The 19,124-nt window shown below is 56.4% G+C and carries 19 protein-coding genes; 15 read left to right on the top strand and 4 right to left on the bottom strand.

Annotated elements, in window-relative coordinates; genetic code table 11:
• Positions 1-6: 6 nt before the first annotated feature.
• The 9 genes from paaE (at position 7) to paaY (ending at position 8,656) form a co-directional block, all read left to right on the top strand.
• Positions 7-1,077 (top strand): 1,2-phenylacetyl-CoA epoxidase subunit PaaE, encoded by a 1,071-nt coding sequence (gene paaE, locus NUX24_RS06060; protein WP_126328438.1) that lies wholly within the window; start codon positions 7-9, stop codon positions 1,075-1,077.
• A complete protein-coding gene (gene paaF / locus NUX24_RS06055) occupies positions 1,074-1,841 on the top strand; it encodes a 2,3-dehydroadipyl-CoA hydratase PaaF (RefSeq protein ID WP_257830247.1) in 768 nt (255 codons plus the stop codon). The genes paaE and paaF overlap by 4 nt, the downstream gene beginning before the upstream one ends.
• Entirely contained in the window at positions 1,841-2,629 is a 789-nt protein-coding gene (gene paaG / locus NUX24_RS06050; protein ID WP_257830504.1) for a 2-(1,2-epoxy-1,2-dihydrophenyl)acetyl-CoA isomerase PaaG, read from the top strand. Before paaF ends, paaG begins: the two co-directional genes overlap by 1 nt.
• 1 nt (position 2,630) lies before the next feature.
• The gene (gene paaH / locus NUX24_RS06045) at positions 2,631-4,055 is read left to right on the top strand and encodes a 3-hydroxyacyl-CoA dehydrogenase PaaH (protein ID WP_257830246.1); all 1,425 of its coding nucleotides are present in this window, start codon (positions 2,631-2,633) and stop codon (positions 4,053-4,055) included.
• Entirely contained in the window at positions 4,045-4,473 is a 429-nt protein-coding gene (gene paaI, locus NUX24_RS06040) for a hydroxyphenylacetyl-CoA thioesterase PaaI (protein WP_126328441.1), read from the top strand. Before paaH ends, paaI begins: the two co-directional genes overlap by 11 nt.
• Complete coding sequence (pcaF, locus tag NUX24_RS06035; RefSeq protein ID WP_257830245.1) at positions 4,466-5,671, top strand: 3-oxoadipyl-CoA thiolase; 1,206 nt, start codon at positions 4,466-4,468, stop codon at positions 5,669-5,671. Before paaI ends, pcaF begins: the two co-directional genes overlap by 8 nt.
• Before the next feature lie 27 nt (positions 5,672-5,698).
• Positions 5,699-7,015 (top strand): phenylacetate--CoA ligase PaaK, encoded by a 1,317-nt coding sequence (paaK, locus tag NUX24_RS06030; protein ID WP_257830244.1) that lies wholly within the window; start codon positions 5,699-5,701, stop codon positions 7,013-7,015.
• 102 nt (positions 7,016-7,117) lie between these two features.
• Positions 7,118-8,050 carry a phenylacetic acid degradation operon negative regulatory protein PaaX gene (paaX, locus tag NUX24_RS06025; protein WP_047651386.1) on the top strand — a complete coding sequence of 311 codons (933 nt, stop codon included), beginning with the start codon at positions 7,118-7,120 and terminating at the stop codon, positions 8,048-8,050.
• Between the two features lie 9 nt (positions 8,051-8,059).
• Positions 8,060-8,656 carry a phenylacetic acid degradation protein PaaY gene (gene paaY, locus NUX24_RS06020; protein ID WP_106105952.1) on the top strand — a complete coding sequence of 199 codons (597 nt, stop codon included), beginning with the start codon at positions 8,060-8,062 and terminating at the stop codon, positions 8,654-8,656.
• Here paaY and NUX24_RS06015 read toward each other — a convergent pair.
• Entirely contained in the window at positions 8,565-9,836 is a 1,272-nt protein-coding gene (locus NUX24_RS06015; RefSeq protein WP_257830243.1) for a serine hydrolase, read from the bottom strand. The two genes, paaY and NUX24_RS06015, sit on opposite strands and share 92 nt — an antisense overlap.
• 137 nt (positions 9,837-9,973) lie before the next feature.
• Here NUX24_RS06015 and NUX24_RS06010 point away from each other — a divergent pair, with 137 nt between their 5' ends.
• The 3 genes from NUX24_RS06010 (at position 9,974) to NUX24_RS06000 (ending at position 13,967) form a co-directional block, all read left to right on the top strand.
• Complete coding sequence (locus NUX24_RS06010) at positions 9,974-10,456, top strand: glutathione peroxidase (protein WP_257830242.1); 483 nt, start codon at positions 9,974-9,976, stop codon at positions 10,454-10,456.
• A 368-nt stretch (positions 10,457-10,824) separates the two neighbouring features.
• A complete protein-coding gene (locus NUX24_RS06005; RefSeq protein WP_193804410.1) occupies positions 10,825-12,477 on the top strand; it encodes a hypothetical protein in 1,653 nt (550 codons plus the stop codon).
• On the top strand, positions 12,477-13,967 hold the full coding sequence (locus NUX24_RS06000; protein WP_257830241.1) for a hypothetical protein: 1,491 nt from the start codon (positions 12,477-12,479) through the stop codon (positions 13,965-13,967). Before NUX24_RS06005 ends, NUX24_RS06000 begins: the two co-directional genes overlap by 1 nt.
• A 298-nt stretch (positions 13,968-14,265) precedes the next feature.
• Here the strand turns inward: NUX24_RS06000 and NUX24_RS05995 are convergent, their stop codons facing one another.
• Positions 14,266-15,426, bottom strand: coding sequence for an MFS transporter (locus tag NUX24_RS05995; protein WP_257830240.1), 1,161 nt, complete (start codon positions 15,424-15,426; stop codon positions 14,266-14,268).
• A gap of 130 nt (positions 15,427-15,556) precedes the next feature.
• Here NUX24_RS05995 and NUX24_RS05990 point away from each other — a divergent pair, with 130 nt between their 5' ends.
• Both NUX24_RS05990 and NUX24_RS05985 read left to right on the top strand, forming a co-directional pair.
• The gene (locus tag NUX24_RS05990) at positions 15,557-16,093 is read left to right on the top strand and encodes a MarR family winged helix-turn-helix transcriptional regulator (RefSeq protein WP_257830239.1); all 537 of its coding nucleotides are present in this window, start codon (positions 15,557-15,559) and stop codon (positions 16,091-16,093) included.
• Between the two features lie 24 nt (positions 16,094-16,117).
• Positions 16,118-17,041 carry a LysR substrate-binding domain-containing protein gene (locus NUX24_RS05985; protein ID WP_257830238.1) on the top strand — a complete coding sequence of 308 codons (924 nt, stop codon included), beginning with the start codon at positions 16,118-16,120 and terminating at the stop codon, positions 17,039-17,041.
• A gap of 47 nt (positions 17,042-17,088) precedes the next feature.
• On the opposite strand, the gene NUX24_RS05980 is transcribed toward NUX24_RS05985, so the two are convergent.
• On the bottom strand, positions 17,089-17,559 hold the full coding sequence (locus NUX24_RS05980; RefSeq protein WP_257830237.1) for a hypothetical protein: 471 nt from the start codon (positions 17,557-17,559) through the stop codon (positions 17,089-17,091).
• Between the two features lie 268 nt (positions 17,560-17,827).
• Between NUX24_RS05980 and NUX24_RS05975 the strand changes: the two genes are divergently transcribed.
• On the top strand, positions 17,828-18,304 hold the full coding sequence (locus NUX24_RS05975; RefSeq protein WP_257830236.1) for a WbuC family cupin fold metalloprotein: 477 nt from the start codon (positions 17,828-17,830) through the stop codon (positions 18,302-18,304).
• A 64-nt stretch (positions 18,305-18,368) separates the two neighbouring features.
• Here NUX24_RS05975 and NUX24_RS05970 read toward each other — a convergent pair whose 3' ends face one another.
• Complete coding sequence (locus NUX24_RS05970; RefSeq protein WP_047651202.1) at positions 18,369-18,911, bottom strand: cysteine hydrolase family protein; 543 nt, start codon at positions 18,909-18,911, stop codon at positions 18,369-18,371.
• Positions 18,912-19,124 lie beyond the last annotated feature (213 nt).

The raw sequence follows: 19,124 nt of genomic DNA, 5'->3' as shown, positions 1-19,124 counted from the left end.
GCTGCCATGACAACGTTTCATTCATTAACAGTGGCAAAAGTGGAACCCGAAACCCGCGACGCGGTGACGATTACCTTCGCCGTGCCAAACGATTTGCAGGACGCCTACCGCTTCCGCCCCGGCCAGCACCTGACGTTAAAAACGAAGCTCGACGGGGACGAGCTGCGCCGCTGCTACTCCATCTGCCGGAGTATCGCCCCGGGCGAAATCAGCGTGGCGGTCAAAGCCATCGACGGAGGGCGCTTTTCCCGCTATGCGCGGGATGAGATCAAAGCGGGTATGGCGCTGGAGGTGATGGTTCCTCAGGGGCAGTTTGGCTACCAGCCGCGGGCAGAGCGCGAGGGGCACTATCTGGCGATTGCGGCAGGCTCCGGGATCACCCCGATGCTGGCGATTATCTCCGCGACGCTTGCGACCGAACCCAACAGCCATTTCACCCTAATTTACGGCAACCGCAGCAGCCAGAGCATGATGTTCCGCCAGGCGCTGGCGGACCTGAAGGACAAATACCCGCAGCGGCTGCAGCTTGTCTCCATCTTCAGCCAGGAGCGGCTGGACAGCGACCTGCTATATGGCCGCATCGACGGAGAAAAGCTGCAGGCGCTGGCGAAAACCCTGATCAACTTCCGCCAGTACGATGAGGCGTTTATCTGCGGCCCGTCGGCGATGATGGACGACGCCGAAGCGACGCTGAAGGCGCTGGGGATGCCGGACAAATCCATTCACCTTGAGCGCTTTAACACCCCGGGGACCACCGCTAAACGCGCGGTGCACGTCCAGGCGGAAGGACAAAAAGTGACCGTGCGTCAGGACGGGCGCGACCGTGAAATCACTCTGACGGCGGACGACGAAAGCATTCTGGATGCCGCCCTGCGTCAGGGGGCGGATCTTCCGTATGCCTGCAAGGGCGGCGTCTGCGCCACCTGTAAATGCAAAGTGCTGCGCGGGAAGGTGGACATGGCGACTAACTACAGCCTGGAGCCGGACGAGCTGGCCGCCGGATACGTGCTGAGCTGCCAGTCGCTGCCGTTAACCGCCGACGTGATCGTCGACTTCGACGCGAAGGGGATGGCATGAGCGAACTGATTGTTACCCGTCATGGCCGCGTGCTGCAGCTGACGCTGAACCGTCCGGCGGCGCGCAACGCCCTCAATAACGCGCTGTTAACCCAGATTGCCGAGCAGCTTGAGGCCGCCGCCGTGGATGCCGACATCGCCGTCTGCGTGATTTACGGCAGCGAGCGCTGCTTTGCCGCCGGGGCCGATCTCAGTGAAATGGCGGAGAAAGACCTGCCCGCCACCATGAACGATATTCGCCCGCGGCTGTGGGCGCGGATTAACGCTTTTCCTAAACCGCTGATTGCCGCCGTGAACGGCTTCGCGCTGGGCGCAGGCTGCGAGCTGGCGCTGCTGTGCGACGTGGTGATTGCCGGTGACAACGCCCGCTTTGGCCTGCCGGAAATCACGCTGGGCATTATGCCCGGCGCGGGCGGCACCCAGCGCCTTATCCGCAGCGTCGGGAAATCGCTGGCCAGCAAAATGGTGCTGACCGGCGAGAGTATTTCCGCGCAGCAGGCGCTGAGCGCCGGGCTGGTGAGCGACGTTTTCCCGGCATCGCTGACGCTGGAGTATGCCCTGAAGCAGGCGGCGCTGATGGCGCGCCACTCTTCGCTGGCGCTGCAGGCGGCGAAACAGGCGCTGCGCCAGTCTCAGGAGGTGCCGCTCCACGCCGGACTCGCGCATGAGCGCCAGCTGTTTACGCTGCTGTCTGCCACAGAGGATCGCCGGGAGGGCATCGACGCCTTCTTACAAAAACGCACCCCCGACTTTAAAGGACGCTAATTGTGGAATTTATTCTCAGTCATGTTGAGCAGGGCGTAATGACCATTACGCTGAACCGTCCGGAGCGTCTGAACAGCTTTAACGACGTGATGCACCAGCAGCTTGCCGAGTGCCTGAAACAGGCCGAGCGCGATGACACTATCCGCTGCCTGCTGATCACCGGGGCAGGACGCGGATTTTGCGCCGGTCAGGATCTGAACGACCGCAACGTCGACCCCAACGGCCCGGCGCCGGATCTGGGGATGTCCGTTGAAACCTTCTATAACCCGCTGGTGCGCCGCCTGGCAAAACTGCCGAAGCCGGTGATTTGCGCGGTTAACGGCGTAGCGGCCGGCGCGGGGGCCACGCTGGCGCTCGGCTGCGACATGGTCATTGCCGCCCGTTCCGCCAACTTCGTGATGGCCTTCAGCAAGCTCGGCCTGGTGCCGGACTGCGGCGGCACCTGGCTGCTGCCGCGCGTGGCCGGACGCGCCCGCGCCATGGGGCTGGCGCTGCTCGGCGATAAGCTCAGCGCCGAACAGGCGCAGGCCTGGGGGATGATCTGGCAGGTGGTGGATGACGACCAGCTCTCCACCACGGCGCAGCAGATGGCGCTGCACTTTGCGTCTCAACCGACCTTCGGGCTGGGGCTGATCAAGCAGGCAATCAATGCCGCGGAAACCAACACCCTGGACGCCCAACTCGATCTGGAACGCGACTACCAGCGCCTGGCCGGGCGCAGCGACGATTACCGCGAGGGCGTCAGCGCCTTCCTGACGAAGCGCGCGCCGAACTTTACGGGGAAATAAGATGCTGAACATACGGACTGTCGCCGTGATCGGCAGCGGCACGATGGGCGCCGGCATTGCCGAAGTCGCCGCCAGCCATGGTCATCAGGTGCTGATCTACGATATCTCCAGCGATGCGATATCGCGCGCCATCGACGGGATCCGCCAGCGTCTGGCCTCCCGGGTGACGCGCGGAAAACTCTCCGCCGATGCCGGGAGCCAGATCCTCGGTCGGCTGGTTCCGGTCACCGATATCGAGGCGCTCGCCGCGGCCGATCTGGTCATAGAAGCGGCCTCTGAGCGTCTGGAGGTGAAGAAGGCGCTGTTTGCACAGCTGGCAGAGATCTGTCCGCCGCAGACGGTGCTGACCAGCAACACCTCTTCCATCTCCGTCACGGCGATTGCCGCCGACGTCCACCACCCAGAGCGCGTCGCAGGGCTGCATTTCTTCAACCCGGCGCCGGTGATGAAGCTGGTGGAGGTGGTCAGCGGGCTGGCGACCTCTCCGGAAGTGGCAGACGCGCTGTGCGAGCTGGCGCTGAACTGGGGCAAACAGCCCGTTCGCTGCCAGTCAACGCCGGGATTTATCGTCAACCGCGTCGCGCGTCCGTTTTATTCCGAAGCCTGGCGCGCGCTGGAAGAGCAGGTCGCCCCGCCGGAAGTCATCGACGCCGCGCTGCGCGACGGCGGCGGTTTCCCGATGGGGCCGCTGGAGCTGACCGACATGATTGGTCAGGACGTGAATTTCGCGGTGACCTGCTCGGTATTTAACGCCTTCTGGCAGGAGCGTCGTTTTCTGCCTTCGCTGGTGCAGCAGGAGCTGGTGCTGGCGGGAAGGCTGGGCAAAAAGAGCGGGAAGGGCGTCTACGACTGGCAGGGTGACAAACCTGACGTGCAGTGGGTTGAGTCGGTGAAAGACAGCTACAGCCCGATGCGCGTGGAAAGAATACGTGACGGTGTCACCGAAATTGATGATGTGTACCTGATTGAAACGCAGGGCGAAACCGCTCAGGCGCTGGCGCTGCGGCTCAACGGCCCGGTGGTGGTGGTGGACCGCATTGAGCGTGACGTGGCGATCATTGCAGCCGCCGCCAGCAACCCGCACACCGCGACGCAAAAGGCCATCCGCTACCTGCAGCAGCAGGGGCATCGGGTAGTGCAAATTGCCGATTATCCCGGCCTGCTGGTCTGGAGGACGCTGGCCATGATTGCCAACGAAGCGCTGGATGCCCTGCAAAAAGGGGTCGCCAGCGAGAAGGACATCGATACCGCCATGCGCCTGGGCGTTAACTACCCGAGCGGGCCGATCGCCTGGGGCGAGCGCCTGGGCTGGCAGCGCCTGCTGACGCTGCTGGAGAACCTGCAGCGCCATTACGGCGAAGAGCGCTATCGCCCCTGTTCACTGCTGCGCCAGCGCGCGCTTCTGGAGAGTAGCTATGAGTCATAACGCCTGGCATAACGCCCGCGCGATGTACGAACGGGACGCCTGCGCGCAGGCGATGGGGATGGACATTGTCGAGATGGACGAGGGCTACGCGGTGGTGTCCATGACCATCACCGCGCAGATGCTGAACGGCCACCAAACCTGCCATGGCGGACAGCTTTTTTCGCTGGCAGACACCGCCTTTGCCTACGCCTGCAACAGCCAGGGGCTGGCGGCGGTAGCCTCAGGCTGCTCGATTGATTTTCTGCGTCCGGGCTTTGCCGGGGACACGCTCACCGCCACCGCGCGGGTGATGCACCAGGGCAAGCTGACCGGCGTGTACGACATTGAAATCCAGAATCAACAACAGAAAACCGTCGCCCTTTTTCGCGGGAAATCTCACCGCATCGGCGGCAGCGTGACAGGAGAGGCAGATGCGTGACGCATTTATTTGTGATGGTGTTCGAACCCCGGTGGGACGCTACGGCGGCGCGCTTTCCGCAGTCCGAACCGACGATCTCGGTGCCGTGCCGCTGCGCGCGCTGCTGGCCCGCTATCCCCAGCTCGACCTCGAGCGGATCGACGACGTGATTTTCGGCTGCGCCAACCAGGCGGGGGAAGATAACCGCAACGTAGCGCGCATGTCGTCCCTGCTCGCCGGGCTGCCGCAGACGGTGTCCGGAACCACCCTTAACCGCCTGTGCGGCTCGGGGCTGGACGCGATTGGTTTTGCGGCGCGCGCCATTAAGGCGGGCGATGGCGAGCTGATGATCGCGGGCGGCGTGGAGTCGATGTCGCGCGCGCCGTTTGTGATGGGCAAAGCCACCGCCGCGTTTCAGCGTCAGGCGGAGATCTTTGATACCACCATCGGCTGGCGATTTGTGAATCCGCTCATGCATCAGCAATTCGGAACTGACAGCATGCCGGAAACGGCAGAGAATGTAGCTGAATTGTTAAATATCAGCCGTGCCGATCAGGACGCGTTCGCGCTGCGCAGCCAGCAGCGTACCGCTCAGGCGCAGCAGAACGGCATTCTGGCGCAGGAGATTGTGCCGGTACCGGTGCCGGGCAAAAAAGGGGCGGTCACAGAGTTCAGCGTGGATGAACATCCGCGCGCGGACACCACGCTCGAGCAGCTCGCCGGGCTAAAAACGCCGTTTCGTAAGAACGGGGTGGTCACGGCGGGGAATGCCTCCGGCGTCAATGACGGCGCTGCGGCGCTGATCGTCGCCAGCGAGAAGATGGCGCAGGCGCAGGGGTTAGTTCCGCGCACGCGGATCGTGGCGATGGCGACGGCAGGCGTGGAGCCACGTCTGATGGGGCTTGGCCCGGTCCCGGCGACCCGCAAGGTGCTGGAGCGCGCCGGACTCAGCATTAACGATATGGACGTTGTCGAGCTTAACGAAGCTTTCGCCTCGCAGGCGCTGGGCGTGCTGCGTCAGCTGGGCCTGCCGGATGATGCCGCGCACGTCAACCCTAACGGTGGCGCGATCGCGCTGGGCCACCCGCTGGGCATGAGCGGCGCCAGGCTGGCGCTTGCCGCGAGCAATGAACTGCACCGACGCGGCGGGCGCTACGCGCTGTGTACGATGTGCATCGGTGTGGGTCAGGGCATTGCCATGATCCTTGAGCGTGTTTGAGCATAAAAACAATGCGAGTACCCTACAATGACAAATACAACAAAGCTTGATCCGATTGAAACGGCCTCCCTTGATGAGTTACAGGCGCTGCAGACCGCGCGTCTGAAATGGACGCTGCATCACGCCTATAACAACGTGCCGATGTACAAACGCAAGTTTGACGCCGCGGGCGTTCACCCTGACGATTTCAACGAGCTGGCGGATATCCGCAAATTCCCGTGCACCACCAAGCAGGACCTGAGGGATAACTATCCGTTCGATACCTTTGCCGTGCCGATGGAGCAGGTGGTGCGTATTCATGCGTCATCCGGCACCACCGGCAAACCGACCGTTGTCGGCTACACGCAGGGCGACATCGACAACTGGGCCAATCTGGTGGCCCGCTCCCTGCGCGCTGCGGGCGGCAGCGCGCAGGACAAAATTCACGTGGCGTATGGCTACGGCCTGTTTACCGGCGGACTGGGCGCGCACTATGGCGCCGAGCGTTTAGGCGCGACGGTGATCCCGATGTCCGGCGGCCAGACGGAGAAACAGGCGCAGCTGATCCGTGATTTCCAGCCGGACATGATCATGGTGACGCCGTCCTACTGCCTCAACCTGATTGAGGAGCTGGAGCGCCAGATGGGCGGCGATGCCAGCGGCTGTTCCCTGCGCGTGGGCGTCTTCGGCGCCGAGCCGTGGACGCAGGCAATGCGGCGCGAAATTGAAAAACGCTTAGGGATTACGGCGCTGGACATTTATGGTCTCTCCGAGGTGATGGGCCCGGGCGTGGCGATGGAGTGTATCGAAACCGTCGACGGCCCGACCATCTGGGAAGACCACTTCTACCCGGAGATCGTCAACCCGAACGACGGCTCGCCGCTGGATGACGGCCAGCAGGGCGAACTGCTGTTCACCACGCTGACCAAAGAGGCGCTGCCGGTGATCCGTTACCGCACCCGCGACCTGACCCGTTTGCTGCCGGGTACTGCCCGCACCATGCGCCGCATGGACCGGATCAGCGGCCGCAGTGACGATATGCTGATCATCCGCGGCGTCAACGTCTTCCCGTCGCAGCTGGAGGAGGAGATCGTGAAGTTCGAGCACCTTTCTCCACACTACCAGCTGGAGGTGAACCGTCGCGGGCATCTTGATTCACTTTCCGTGAAGGTGGAGCTGAAAGAGAGTAGCCTCACGCTGACCCACGAGCAGCGTTGCCAGGTGTGCCACCAGTTGCGCCACCGCATTAAGTCAATGGTGGGAATCTCCACTGACGTAATGATTGTTAACTGCGGCAGCATCCCGCGCTCGGAGGGGAAAGCCTGCCGGGTGTTTGACTTGCGTAAAGCGGCGGCCAACGGCTAAGTTTTCCCTCACCCCGGACCTCTCCCAAAGGGAGAGGGTTAGGGTGAGGGTACACCCCATAATCCTATGCTATGATTCATCCAGGACAAAAATTACAACAGAATGAATCACATGAAACTCGACGCCTTTATCCAGCACGCGGTCAGCTCCGTTCCCGTCAGCGGGACCTCGCTTATCTCCTCGCTATACGGTGACGCGCTTTCCCATCGCGGCGGTGAGATTTGGCTCGGCAGCCTGGCCGCCTTACTGGAAGGGATGGGGTTTGGCGAGCGCTTCGTGCGTACCGCGCTGTTTCGCCTTAACAAAGAGGGCTGGCTGGACGTTTCCCGCATCGGACGTCGCAGCTTTTACCGCCTGAGCGATAAGGGGCTACGCCTGACGCGTCGCGCGGAAAATAAGATCTACCGTGCGGAACTGCCCGCCTGGGACGGCAAATGGCTGCTGCTGCTCTCCGAGGGGCTGGACAAAAACACCCTTGCAGACGTCAAAAAACAGCTGATCTGGCAGGGGTTTGGCACGCTGGCGCCGAGCCTGATGGCCTCGCCGTCGCAGCATCTGGCGGACGTGCAGTCTCTGCTTCACGATGCCGGCGTGGCGGAAAACGTGATTTTCTTTGAAGCCCACTCGCCGCTGGCGCTCTCCCGCGCCGCGCTGCGTTCGCGGGTGGAGGAGTGCTGGCAGTTAACCGAGCAAAACGCGATGTACGAGTCCTTTATCAACTCGTTCCGGCCGCTGCTGCCGCTGCTGAAAGAGGCCACGCCGGAGGAATTGACGCCGGAACGCTGTTTCCAGATCCAACTGCTGCTGATTCATTTTTATCGTCGCGTGGTGCTGAAAGATCCGCTGCTGCCGGAAGAGTTGCTGCCCGCGCACTGGGCGGGGCAAAGCGCCCGACAGCTCTGCATTAATATCTATCAGCGTGTCGCGCCGGGGGCGCTGGCGTTTGTCAGCGAGAAGGGCGAAACCTCCGTGGGCGAACTGCCCGTGCCCGGCACGCTTTACTATCAACGCTTTGGTGGTCTTACAAGCGCATAAGGAGCGAAGATGCCAGTTTATCAAATTGACGGTCTGACGCCGGTCGTGCCTGACGAGAGCTACGTTCATCCGACGGCGGTGCTGATCGGGGACGTGATTCTGGGTAAAGGCGTTTACGTCGGTCCTAACGCCAGCCTGCGCGGTGATTTTGGCCGCATCGTGGTGAAAGACGGTGCCAACATTCAGGATAACTGCGTGATGCATGGCTTCCCGGAGCAGGACACGGTGGTGGAAGAGGACGGGCATATCGGCCACAGCGCCATTCTGCACGGCTGCGTGATCCGCCGCAATGCGCTGGTGGGCATGAACGCGGTGGTGATGGACGGCGCGGTCATCGGTGAAAACAGCATCGTCGGCGCGGCGGCGTTCGTGAAGGCGAAAGCGGAGATGCCCGCCAACCATTTGATTATCGGCAGCCCGGCCAAAGCGATTCGTGAACTCAGCGAGCAGGAGCTGGCGTGGAAACGGCAGGGCACGCGGGAGTATCAGGTTTTGGTGGAACGCTGCAAGCTCACTATGCACCAGGTGGAGCCGCTGCGCGAGGCTGAGCCTGACCGGAAACGACTGACGTTTGATGAGAATTTAAGGCCGAAGTCGGCGGTGTAGGGCTCTGACCGTCTTTTTTCGCCATATCCATCAACAGCGCGATGCCAATGTAATTACTCCAGTTAAAGGTATTTTGCAGCACCACCACCGCATTGCCTTTTTCTTTGTCATAACCGATAAAGCTGGAGTAGCCGCCGATATAGCCGACCTGATAGGTTATTTTTTCCAGACCGATAAAGTCGGTGGTCCAGGCAATACCCTGTACTCCGTCGGGACGTTGAATATCGGTGTTTCTCACTTCGGCAAAGACGCTGTCCAGCAAGGGATTATGCGTCGTCGATACGTGATAGCGGGCATAGTTCGCCAGATCTTCGGCGTTACTGTATAAGCTCGCTGCCGCCACCATGTTGTTGGAAAAATGCCAGTCCGGCGTGAGCTGTCCGCGCGGGATGAATTTCGGCTGATCGCCCGCGTGGCCGAGCGCCCGCTGCGGGTAGCCTTTGAGCTGCAGGGGTATAAAGCTGCTGTTAGACATTTGCAGCGGACGGAAAATATAGCGCGAGGCTAAACTCTGGATATCTTCGCCGGTTTTGTGCTTCAGGATATAGCCGATCAGGGCGTAGCCGGTATTGGAGTATTGCGGCACTTTATTCTCTGGCGCCCGCCAGTCGGCGAGGTAACGCAGCACGTTATCGCTATCCAGCTCGCCGTAGAAATTTTCGCCCGTGCTTAAATAGCCGATGAATTTCCCAAGCATAGGAACATCCATATTCTGACGCGGCAGGCCGGAGGTGTGTGTTACCAGTTCAAGCAGGGTGATTTTTTGTGCATCCGCGCTAAGCGGCGTAGCCGGCGGAAGCAATGTTGCCAGGCTATCGTTCCAGTTCAGTTGCCCTTCATTCACCAGGCACGCCACCACTTCCGCCGTGATCCCTTTGCTGAGCGAGCCGAGCGCAAACAGGGTGTCGGGCCTGACCGGATAACGATTGACCGCATCGGTTACGCCCCAGGTGTAAAACTGCGGCGAGCCGTGATTATGGATCACCGCGACCGTCATCCCGGGAACGGATTTTTGCGCCATATAGTGACGCACCACGCTGTCCACGTCGCCATCCAGCGAATCATGGGTGAGAAGTTCCTGAGTACCTTCCGGGGAGGACATTTGCGAGAGCGTGCCACAACCGCTGAGGAGTGGGAGAGTAAGCAGAAGCCAGCGAGTTTTTTTTGTTATGTTCTGCATACCTGATAGCGAGTGTGGTGGTCATTGACGCGCCAGGAATGTATCACAAATAGCCTGCCTGAATGTAAACTTTCTAAACGGCGGCGGCCCTGTTGATGGTCACCGTGACTTTTCGGCCTGCCTTGAGGGATTTCAGTATGACTCGCTTTTATCAAATTTCCGCCACCCGCCTGGATGGCCGCCTTATCTCAATGGCCGACTATGCGGGAAAGGTGGTTTTGGTCGTCAATACCGCCAGCCAGTGCGGCTTCACGCCGCAATATGCTGGCCTTGAAGCGCTATACAAGCAATACGCCGATCGAGGATTAGTGGTGCTGGGCTTCCCCTGCAACCAGTTCGGTAAACAGGAACCCGGCGGCGCCGACGAAATCTCGAAGACCTGTTACATCAACTACGGCGTGAGCTTCCCGATGTTTGAGAAGGTTGAGGTCAACGGCAATGTGGCGCACCCGCTGTTTCGTTACCTGAAAAACGAATTGCCCGGCGTGCTGGGGGAGCGGATCAAGTGGAACTTTACTAAGTTTCTGATTGGCCGCGACGGCAAACCACTGAAGCGTTTTGCTCCGATGACCACCCCAGAGAAAATGGAGGGGGCGATTGTGGAAGTTTTGGGGAGGTGAGAGTTTTGGTGAATGGAATTAACCAGCATCTCTGTTCCCTCCATGTTCAATATGTTACTTAAATACGCCCGTAGAATGCGCAAATGCAGCACATTGCATCATCGTGATGATGACATCAGCTTTCGTTTAAGCTATTGAGTTAAAACATGTTATCAGTTTATGCCACTCAAACGGCAGAACAGCACCGTATACCTTTGACTATTTCGTGAATGATTTACTTGTGCGGATGGCATACTCCTCTTTGTATTTTTACTCATATACCTATGAGCTAATGACAAAATGTGACACTCCAGGTGGATATAATCACAATTTGTAAAAATCCGGGGTCGATTATTCGTCGATCCGTTGCAACGAATAAGGAGAAAGTTGTGAATAACGTCAATTCCTTCCTTAAGGAAAATTTACCTTCAGTAAGTAAGAACGTTTTTGTTGCTCCAGGTATCCCTGAAAAAAAACTGAATAACGTCGCTAAAGCATTCAATGTCTCTGATAACCTGAATGCTGTGCTGGCCATTTATGACAATACGGTATTTGGTAGTGCAAAAGATGGCATCGTTTTTACCGGCGAAAAACTGGTTATAAAAGAAGCGTTTGAAAGTCCTTATGACGTCTACTACAACAATATTGAAACCGTAGAATATATAGAAGATGTCACAGTAAATGATAAAGGCAAGGAAAAGCGAACAGAATTTGTCTCCCTCAAACTAAAAAATGGCGAAGTAAAACCACTCAAAAGTTTGATGGAGTGCAACTATAAGAGGCTGAGCGACATTCTTGAGCATACCATCAGTGACTTTGATGAGTTCAAAGAAGAAGATCAGCTCATCACCCTTGCTGAAATGTCAGAAGCTCTTAAAGTGGCTTACGTCAAAATCATTGTTAACATGGCGTTCTCCGATGACGGTCAGGTTGATAAAAAAGAGTTTGCCGAAATTCTCTTGTTGATGACTCGACTTGAGTTAACGACCGAATCCCGATTTACGCTGCGTAGTTACATCGGTGCAGAATCCAGTCTAATGTCGGTCGAAGAGTTAATAGCGATTGTTGACCGGGAATGCGTGCCTGGCCATAACAAGTCAATAAAAATCTCTCTTGTTAAAGACCTGATTAGCATTTTCATGAGTGTTAATGATGGTGAATATAAAAACTTTCCATTTCTTCAGCAGGTGCAACCCCTGCTTGGCGTAACTGACGAAGAAATAGAACTTGCGGTGATGGCTATTCAGCAAGACTTTAAGATGTTACGAGAAGATTTTTCCGATGATGCGCTGAAACGCAGCATGAAAGAACTTACGGCAAAAGCCGGTGCGGTAGGTGTGCCGCTCGCTGCTGTCTATCTTTCTGGCTCTGTCATCGGTATGTCCGCTGCGGGCATCACGTCTGGCCTCGCAACGCTTGGACTTGGCGGCGTGCTGGGCTTTTCAAGTATGGCAACGGGTATTGGTGTTGCGGTGTTAATAGGTGTGGGTGCCTATAAAGGGATTCGTCATCTTACGGGTGCTAATGAACTGGATAAATCCAAGCGCCGGGAGCTTATGCTTAATGAAGTCATCAAGCAGACACAATCCACATTGTCCGCGCTAATTAATGATCTCAATTATATTTCTGGTAAGTTTAACGACGCTCTGGATGCGCATAATCGGCAAGGTGAAAAAATTCAAAAGCTCCAGAAGATGATGAATGCATTGACCGGCGCGGCGGATGAATTGAATAAGAAATCGAATAAAATGCAAAACAGTGCACTCAAACTTAAGTGCCCTGTCTACCTTGATGAGGCTAAACTTAGTTCGCTGACCAGAGAACCTGTCAAAAAACAATTCCATGATATCGTTCTTTCATACTATGAAGAATGCATTGTTGAAGAGCAACATGATGGTAAGAGCGTTGAAGTGAAAAAACGTAAGATTAAAGAAAACACATCCACTCAGCAATTAGAAAAACTTGCCGCCATCTTTGAAGGCATCGGTTATTTCAGAGCGGGGGACGTTATTAAAGGCAAACTGACTGGATTGTTCTCATAATGAAAAAACCGGATACTCAGGTATCGGCCTTGCTGGTGCAGAAGCACCAGCTTGAACAAAGCGAGGGTCAATTGAGTGACCTTGATGCCGCTCTGGACGCCCTTAACGCTTTGCAAACTGATACAGATGCTGCTTTAGATGAAATGATTCTCGCTATGGAGGGCGTCCTGGAACACGCAGGTATCACCTTTGATGAGAACATCCATACAACGGTTTCCAGTGAATTCAGCGATTACCTTGAATCCGGTTTGATCCCGCCATCGTCCAGTATCAGTAAACTGTCGATGATTGAAACAATAGCGTTCACGAGCGATACGGACTGGGAAACTTATTCCCAGTCCGTATCGGACTATGCTCATAAGCACAATATCGATTTAAAGGTCGATCCGTTTAGCGCCCTGATGTCCCCAACTCAGAGAATTGCTCTGGAGAAACGCATTCAGGAAGACTTTACTTTAAAGACCGCCCGCTGCGATAAATATGATTACATGATCGCCGGCACCTGTGGCGTTATTGGCGGGCTTATCGATATTTTTCTGGTAGGCGCACCAGGTGAAGGAAAACTGACCAGGCTTGCAGATAATGCGGTGGACGGAGCAGTCGAGAAATTCGCCTCAGCATTTGGATGGAAAGGCGGTTCAGAAGGGAGCGATCCTACAAAAAGCGCTATCGGCTTTCTGGAGAGAAAATTTAAGGTCAATTATGACCATCGGCATGGCGGCGATGTTGACGGTCTCTTCAGGATGAATACGAAGAATCACCATATTAAAAGTCTTGCCCACTCCCCGGACCTGGTCGGTTTATTTTTCTCTATCCTTGATCAATTTACCAGCACGGCACATTTTGTGGCAGACGGAAAACTGGTTTCCGTAGATACCGAAACTTTTGAGCTTAAAGGGAATAACTTTGTTTCTAAGGTATTCAGTGGCTTCGTAAACTGGCTGGGCCATCTTTTCTCTGATATGGCGGGCTCTTCTGGTGCTGAAGGGAGAGGCTCTGGTATCCCAATTCCATTCTTTTCCTTACTTCAGTTTATTAACGTGGGTGAATTTGGTCAGCATCGTCAGTCTTTCGCGACCATTGCCGTCCAGGTTTTTGAGAAAGGATACGACCTACGGCATGGATTAGCGATGGCTATCCCTGTCCTGATTACCGAATTGCTTGTGCGGATCACCTGGACGGTTAAACAACGTTGCTACCATAAGAAGGCATGGGGGGAATGTATTCCTTCTGCGAATAACCCAGAACTCAGACGAATGTTGCTGGTTGCGCATGGAACCTTGTGTTTGATGGATGCTGGCGACGCGGCACTTCGCTCAGGAGGAGACATGATTCAGTTCCTCCTGAGAACGAACCTCATCGGCTGGGCAAGGTTTGGCACTCTGGCGATTAAAGAACTCCATGTATGGTACCAAGCGGGTGGAATTGACGCCAGTGCTGTAGATGAATATATGGACCATGAACTTCGGCGAATGCTAAAAGCGGGTTAACGATACGACCTCGTTGAATATCGTAAAGCCTGGAGCCTGGCTTTGATAAGCCAGGCTCCAGGCGAATCCGTCAATGCAAAGCAGAAAAGGCACCTTCACAAATCCGCCCAAAGCAACCCCCCTTTACCCCCGCAGCCACGGCGTAATCGTATCCCGCGAAATGGGCCCGAACCCGGCGACGAACAAGACATCAATTTCCGGTAACGTCTGCGAGATATCCACTCCTGAATGAGGTGAAATTCACCCTGAATTTATCTTACGATCGGCGGAAATACGACTCTCAAATCTGGTATCGCGTTCACCGTGCCTGCACGTCCACGACGGGTTTAAAATTCAGCGCGATGACGATCAGCAGCACGACTCCCGCACTCATGATCAGCCATGCGCTGGTCAGCGAGACCGAACTATCGCGAACGATCCCTGCAATTAACGGCATAAGCGCGGCGATCGTGTATCCGCCTCCCTGAACTTTAGACAGCAACTTCCCGGCCTGCGAGGGCGTTCGCGCATGATCGAACGTGACGATGAGCGACAGCGGGAAGAGGGCGCCGATCCCGGTGCCAAGCAGCAGCGTGGATAACACCGGCGTCGTACCCGGCGCAAAGACCAGACACAGTAATCCTGCCAGCAGCAACAGCAATACGGCGATCAGCGGCACGCGGCGGTCGGGGAATTTACCGATCAGCGCGGAGACGGCAAACCCGGCGACAACCTCGGTTAACGTCAGCCAGGCCAGCATGTAGCCGCCGCTGCGTGCGGACCATCCCGCCTGAATATAGAGCGGGGGCAACCAGGTCAGTACCAGCGTGTAGGCTCCCGTTCCCACGCCGAAAAAGATCGCCAGTAGTACTGTCCGGGAGGACGAGAGCGTCACGTTTTCGTGTGCTGTTTTTTCCCCTTGAGGCTGCTTAACCAGCGTTAACCACAGTATCAGCGCCAGCAGCGCTAACAGCCCGGCCATAGCCAGCGTGGGCTTGAGCGCGAGCCATGAGAACAACGGCTCGGCGCTGGCGGCGGCGACTGCCGCACCGGCCATGATGCCCGTGCTGAAGAGCGACATCACCGTACTGGCCGTTTGCGTATATTCCTTTTTTATCAGGGCAGGCATTAACGCCTGGATCGTGCCGATGCTGGCCCCGCCCAGTAACGCGGTGCCCATAAGACTCTCCGGTGAGGCGCTAAAACCGCGTAATAAGCAGGCCACAAGCAGGATGAAGAGCCCGAGCATAATTCCTCGTACGGCGCCGACTCTGGCTAAAAGCCAGGGCCCACACAGGGCGGCCAGCCCCATCATCGCGACCGGTAGGGTAGTCAGCAGGCTGAATTGCGTGGCGGTCAGTCCCGCTTCGCGCTGCAGCACGGAAAACAGCGGTCCGACAGAAGCCAGAATAGGGCGCAGGTTCAGCCCGACGATAAATGCGATAACGGCGAAGAGTAAAGGCGACGTGCGTTTCAACATGGAGTCCTTTTCGATTGTTAATGGCCCGGGCAAATTGCTACGAGCATTTATCTTAACGTTAAGATAAAATGTGTTTTTGCGTAAGATGTACCGCACAACAGGATAAATTCGCACGCCATCAGGGGTGAAAATGCAAGACCACGTAGACTTCGTTGTCGGCCAGTGGAGCCGCGCCATGCCGGAGCTGGACGCCTCGTCGATGAAAATTTTTGGCCGAATGCTCAGGCTGATGAAGCATCTGGGAAAAGAATGGGCGGAGGCGATGGCGCAGTTTGGTTTTCGCGAGGGCGAGTTTGACGTGCTCGCCACGCTGCGCCGAGCCGGTGAGCCGTACTGTCTTTCCCCCACGCAGCTGTATAAATCGCTGCTGATCACCTCAGGGGCGATGACAAACCGGCTCAGCCATCTCGAACAGCTTGGGCTTATCAGGCGAATTGCCGATCCGGATGACAAGCGCAGCACCCTCGTAAGCCTGACGCCGCACGGGCATGAGCGTATCGAACAGGCGCTGATCGTGCATACACAAACCCAAAATGCGCTGCTGAGCAGCTTATCTGACGCGCAGCGCGCGCAGCTTGAGTCCCTGCTCAGGGAGCTGCTGCTGACGTTCTCATCTGAGGACCTGAGCGACAGGTCACCGAGTGCCGATAATACAAACACTGCATAGCTAAACCTCACAGTAAGGGAATGTATGTCTTTACCGCCACTGTATGCGCTTCGCGCTTTTGAAGTCGCCGCGCGGCTGAACTCCTTCAGCAAAGCGGCCGAAGCACTGAATATCACGCCGGGCGCGGTCAGCAGGCATGTCCGGACGCTTGAAATGTGGTTCGACTGTGAGCTCTTTAAACGCCAGGGGCCGCGAGTGGAGGTCAGTGATGCCGGACGTATTCTGGCCGGACAGCTCAGCGAAAGTTTCTCGAATATTGAGTGGGCCTGTCGCGCATTCAGAAGCGAAAACCACCTTCTGCGCCTCAAAGCCCCCAGCACCCTGACGATGCGGTGGCTTCTGAATGTGCTTAAATCCTTTCGCGAGAACCACGCGAAGCCAAAAATTGAAATTTCCAGCGTCTGGATGGACTTCGACACCGTTGACTTCAGCCGTGAGCCCTATGATTGTGCGATCCTCCTCGGTAATGGCTATTTCGGCGAGTCAACGGAAAGCAGGCTGCTCTTCAGTGAATGGCTCATTCCGGTTTGTACCACGTCGCTGCTTGATTCAGCCCGGCAACAGCTTGCGCAGTGCGATCTTATCCATCCCTCTCCGGACAGGCGGGACTGGAAGCGCTGGCTGAAAAGAACCGGGTTATTCCCCGGGCTCGACGTGAGTCGTGGAATCGTGTTCGACACCCTGGAGCAGGGAAGCCTGGCCGCCATGCACGGTCACGGAGTGGCGATGGCCGACCTCCGCCTCACGCTCGACGCGCTGAAAAGCGGCCTGCTCGCGCTGCCCTTCAGGGAGGCGATAGCAACAGGAGATGGTTATTACCTTGTCTGGCCCAAAAATTCGCTCAGAGGACAGAGTATTGAACGGTTGCTGGCGTGGCTTAACCTTAATGTGCCAGTGGTGCCCTCTTTGGATATTGTCTGTTTTGATTTCAATGAAAAGCGGGTTTAATAAATGGCGGAATATTTATTGAAGGATATTCCGCAGATGGAACGTATTTATGCGTAGGGAATATTCGCCATCTGTTTATATCGCTCCGGCAATGCGCTGTTCAGGTTGAGCAATTTATCCAGAATATAAAGCGCAGGCGTCCCCTTTACGCGCTCTGCGTCGATCAGCGCAGTGCGTAACATATTGGCAGCCGACGTCATTTCACGGAAGTACTCCTCAGATTCAGGCGTTTGAACTTCGCCTGAAGCGGCGTAACGCACCCGGGGCCAGTCCGCGAAGTCCAGAACCGGAAGGATCCCGTCGTCTTTGGGTAAATGCGCAGAGAGCAACTCTTCGGCGTTACCCGGATTGCTTTGGGCGAAAGAGAGAAGGTGCAGTCGATGGATGAAAGGCGATAACGCCTCTGAGCTTTCCTTTTCTGCTGACAGTAACGTTATCAGCTCATGCACATTTGCATCGGGGTTATATTTATGAGGCGAGATAATACTCATTAAATGGAATAAAACATCGAGTGTCATAGGAGCTCCATACAGGCTTGGTAATATTTATTTTTATCTATCCCAGGGATGAATGGATGTTATTTCAGGACCGTCGCTTTTGAAAAACGATAAATAGTGGGAATCAATGTGAGTTTTACTCAACGTTGCGCTTTGGGGGGCGATCACGCGCATCCTCACGTTGCAGCGTTTTGTTTCACAAACGCCATAGCTCATCGGCTTTTCAGGATGGTATAACGTCCTGCGGCAATCGGGTTGTCGCCCGCTGACCCCATTAACAAAGGTGTATATGAAACAAATTACTTTCAGTGACCTGCAGCAGCAAAGCGAGCAGGCCGCACATTCCCCTCGCTTACGTGCGCATCGTAATTTACATCCTGAGCTGAGCGACCCGGTGCAGCGCCTGGCCATTGCAATGGAACCCGGCACCTATGTTCGTCCCCATCGCCATCCGCACACCTTTGAACTGCTGACGGCGCTGAGCGGTCGCTTTCTGGTGCTGAATTTTGACGACAGCGGAAACGTGACCCGGCGGGTGGTGTTAGGCGAAGAGTGTAAAGTTCTGGAGATGGATGCCGGTACCTGGCATGCCGTGCTGTCGCTGGATAAAGGCGGCGTCATTTTTGAGGTAAAACACGGCGGCTACCAGCCCGTTCCTGAGCACGATACTGCCTCCTGGTCACCGGCTGAGAACGCGCCCGGTACCGCGGAGCTGATGAAATGGTACGCTCAGGTGCAGGTGGGGGACGGAGGTTTTACCCTGTAATTTTCTCTACTTTTCCCGACGCGCAGAAAGGCGCGACGGGATAGAGAGAGACGATCCCGCCAACTCAACTGACCGTATTAAAATGCCAGTCGCCGGCAGTCGACAGCGTCACAAACGGGCCTGCCAGCGTGCTGTTGTGATGGGCGATAATATCGCTGGCGGATAAATGGGCATTATCCATTGTGGTATGCGCATCTGAAATCAATACCGTCCTGAAACCCAGCTCCGGTGCGGCCCGGCAGGTGGTGTCGACACAAAATTCTGTTTTCATCCCGGCAATGACCAGCTGTTTGATGCCTCTCTGATTAAGTTCTCGCAGCAGTTCGGTATCCCGAAAACAGCTGGGATAGCGCTTGGTGAAAACCCCATCCTGCTCCTGGACGTCCAACTCGGGTATCAGCTGTGTTAACGGCCCCTTCTCCGAGAAGGGGGAGTCGTCCAGTCCAATATGGCGGGCAAAAAAGACGGGTACCTGCGCGTCTCGGGCGTTGGCGATTAACAAGCGGATATTGGCCAGAACGGCATCGGCAGAGCGAGGGGAAACCGGGCCCCGAAAGAGGCCCTGCTGCATGTCGATAATCAAGAGAGCATTGTCAGATGAAACCATTTTCTTTCTCCATTCATAGGGTGGTGAACGGAGAGAGATTTCCCCGTCCTGGCCGGCGGGGAGTGAGGTTCTGTTTGTCAGTCGTTTGCTACAGATACTCTCGCACCGCCGAAGGTTCCGGTGGTGGTGAGGGTGGTTGTTGGCTGAACTGACTTAACCATGTAGTGACCTTTGTTTTTATTTCGCGATTGGCGAAAAAGTACGTTCAGTTAT

Source organism: Enterobacter sp. HG048 (genome assembly GCF_024702055.1).
Lineage (GTDB): Bacteria > Pseudomonadota > Gammaproteobacteria > Enterobacterales > Enterobacteriaceae > Enterobacter > Enterobacter dykesii.
The sequence above is the reverse complement of the archived record's forward strand: the minus strand, read 5'-3'. Positions and strand labels throughout refer to the sequence as shown.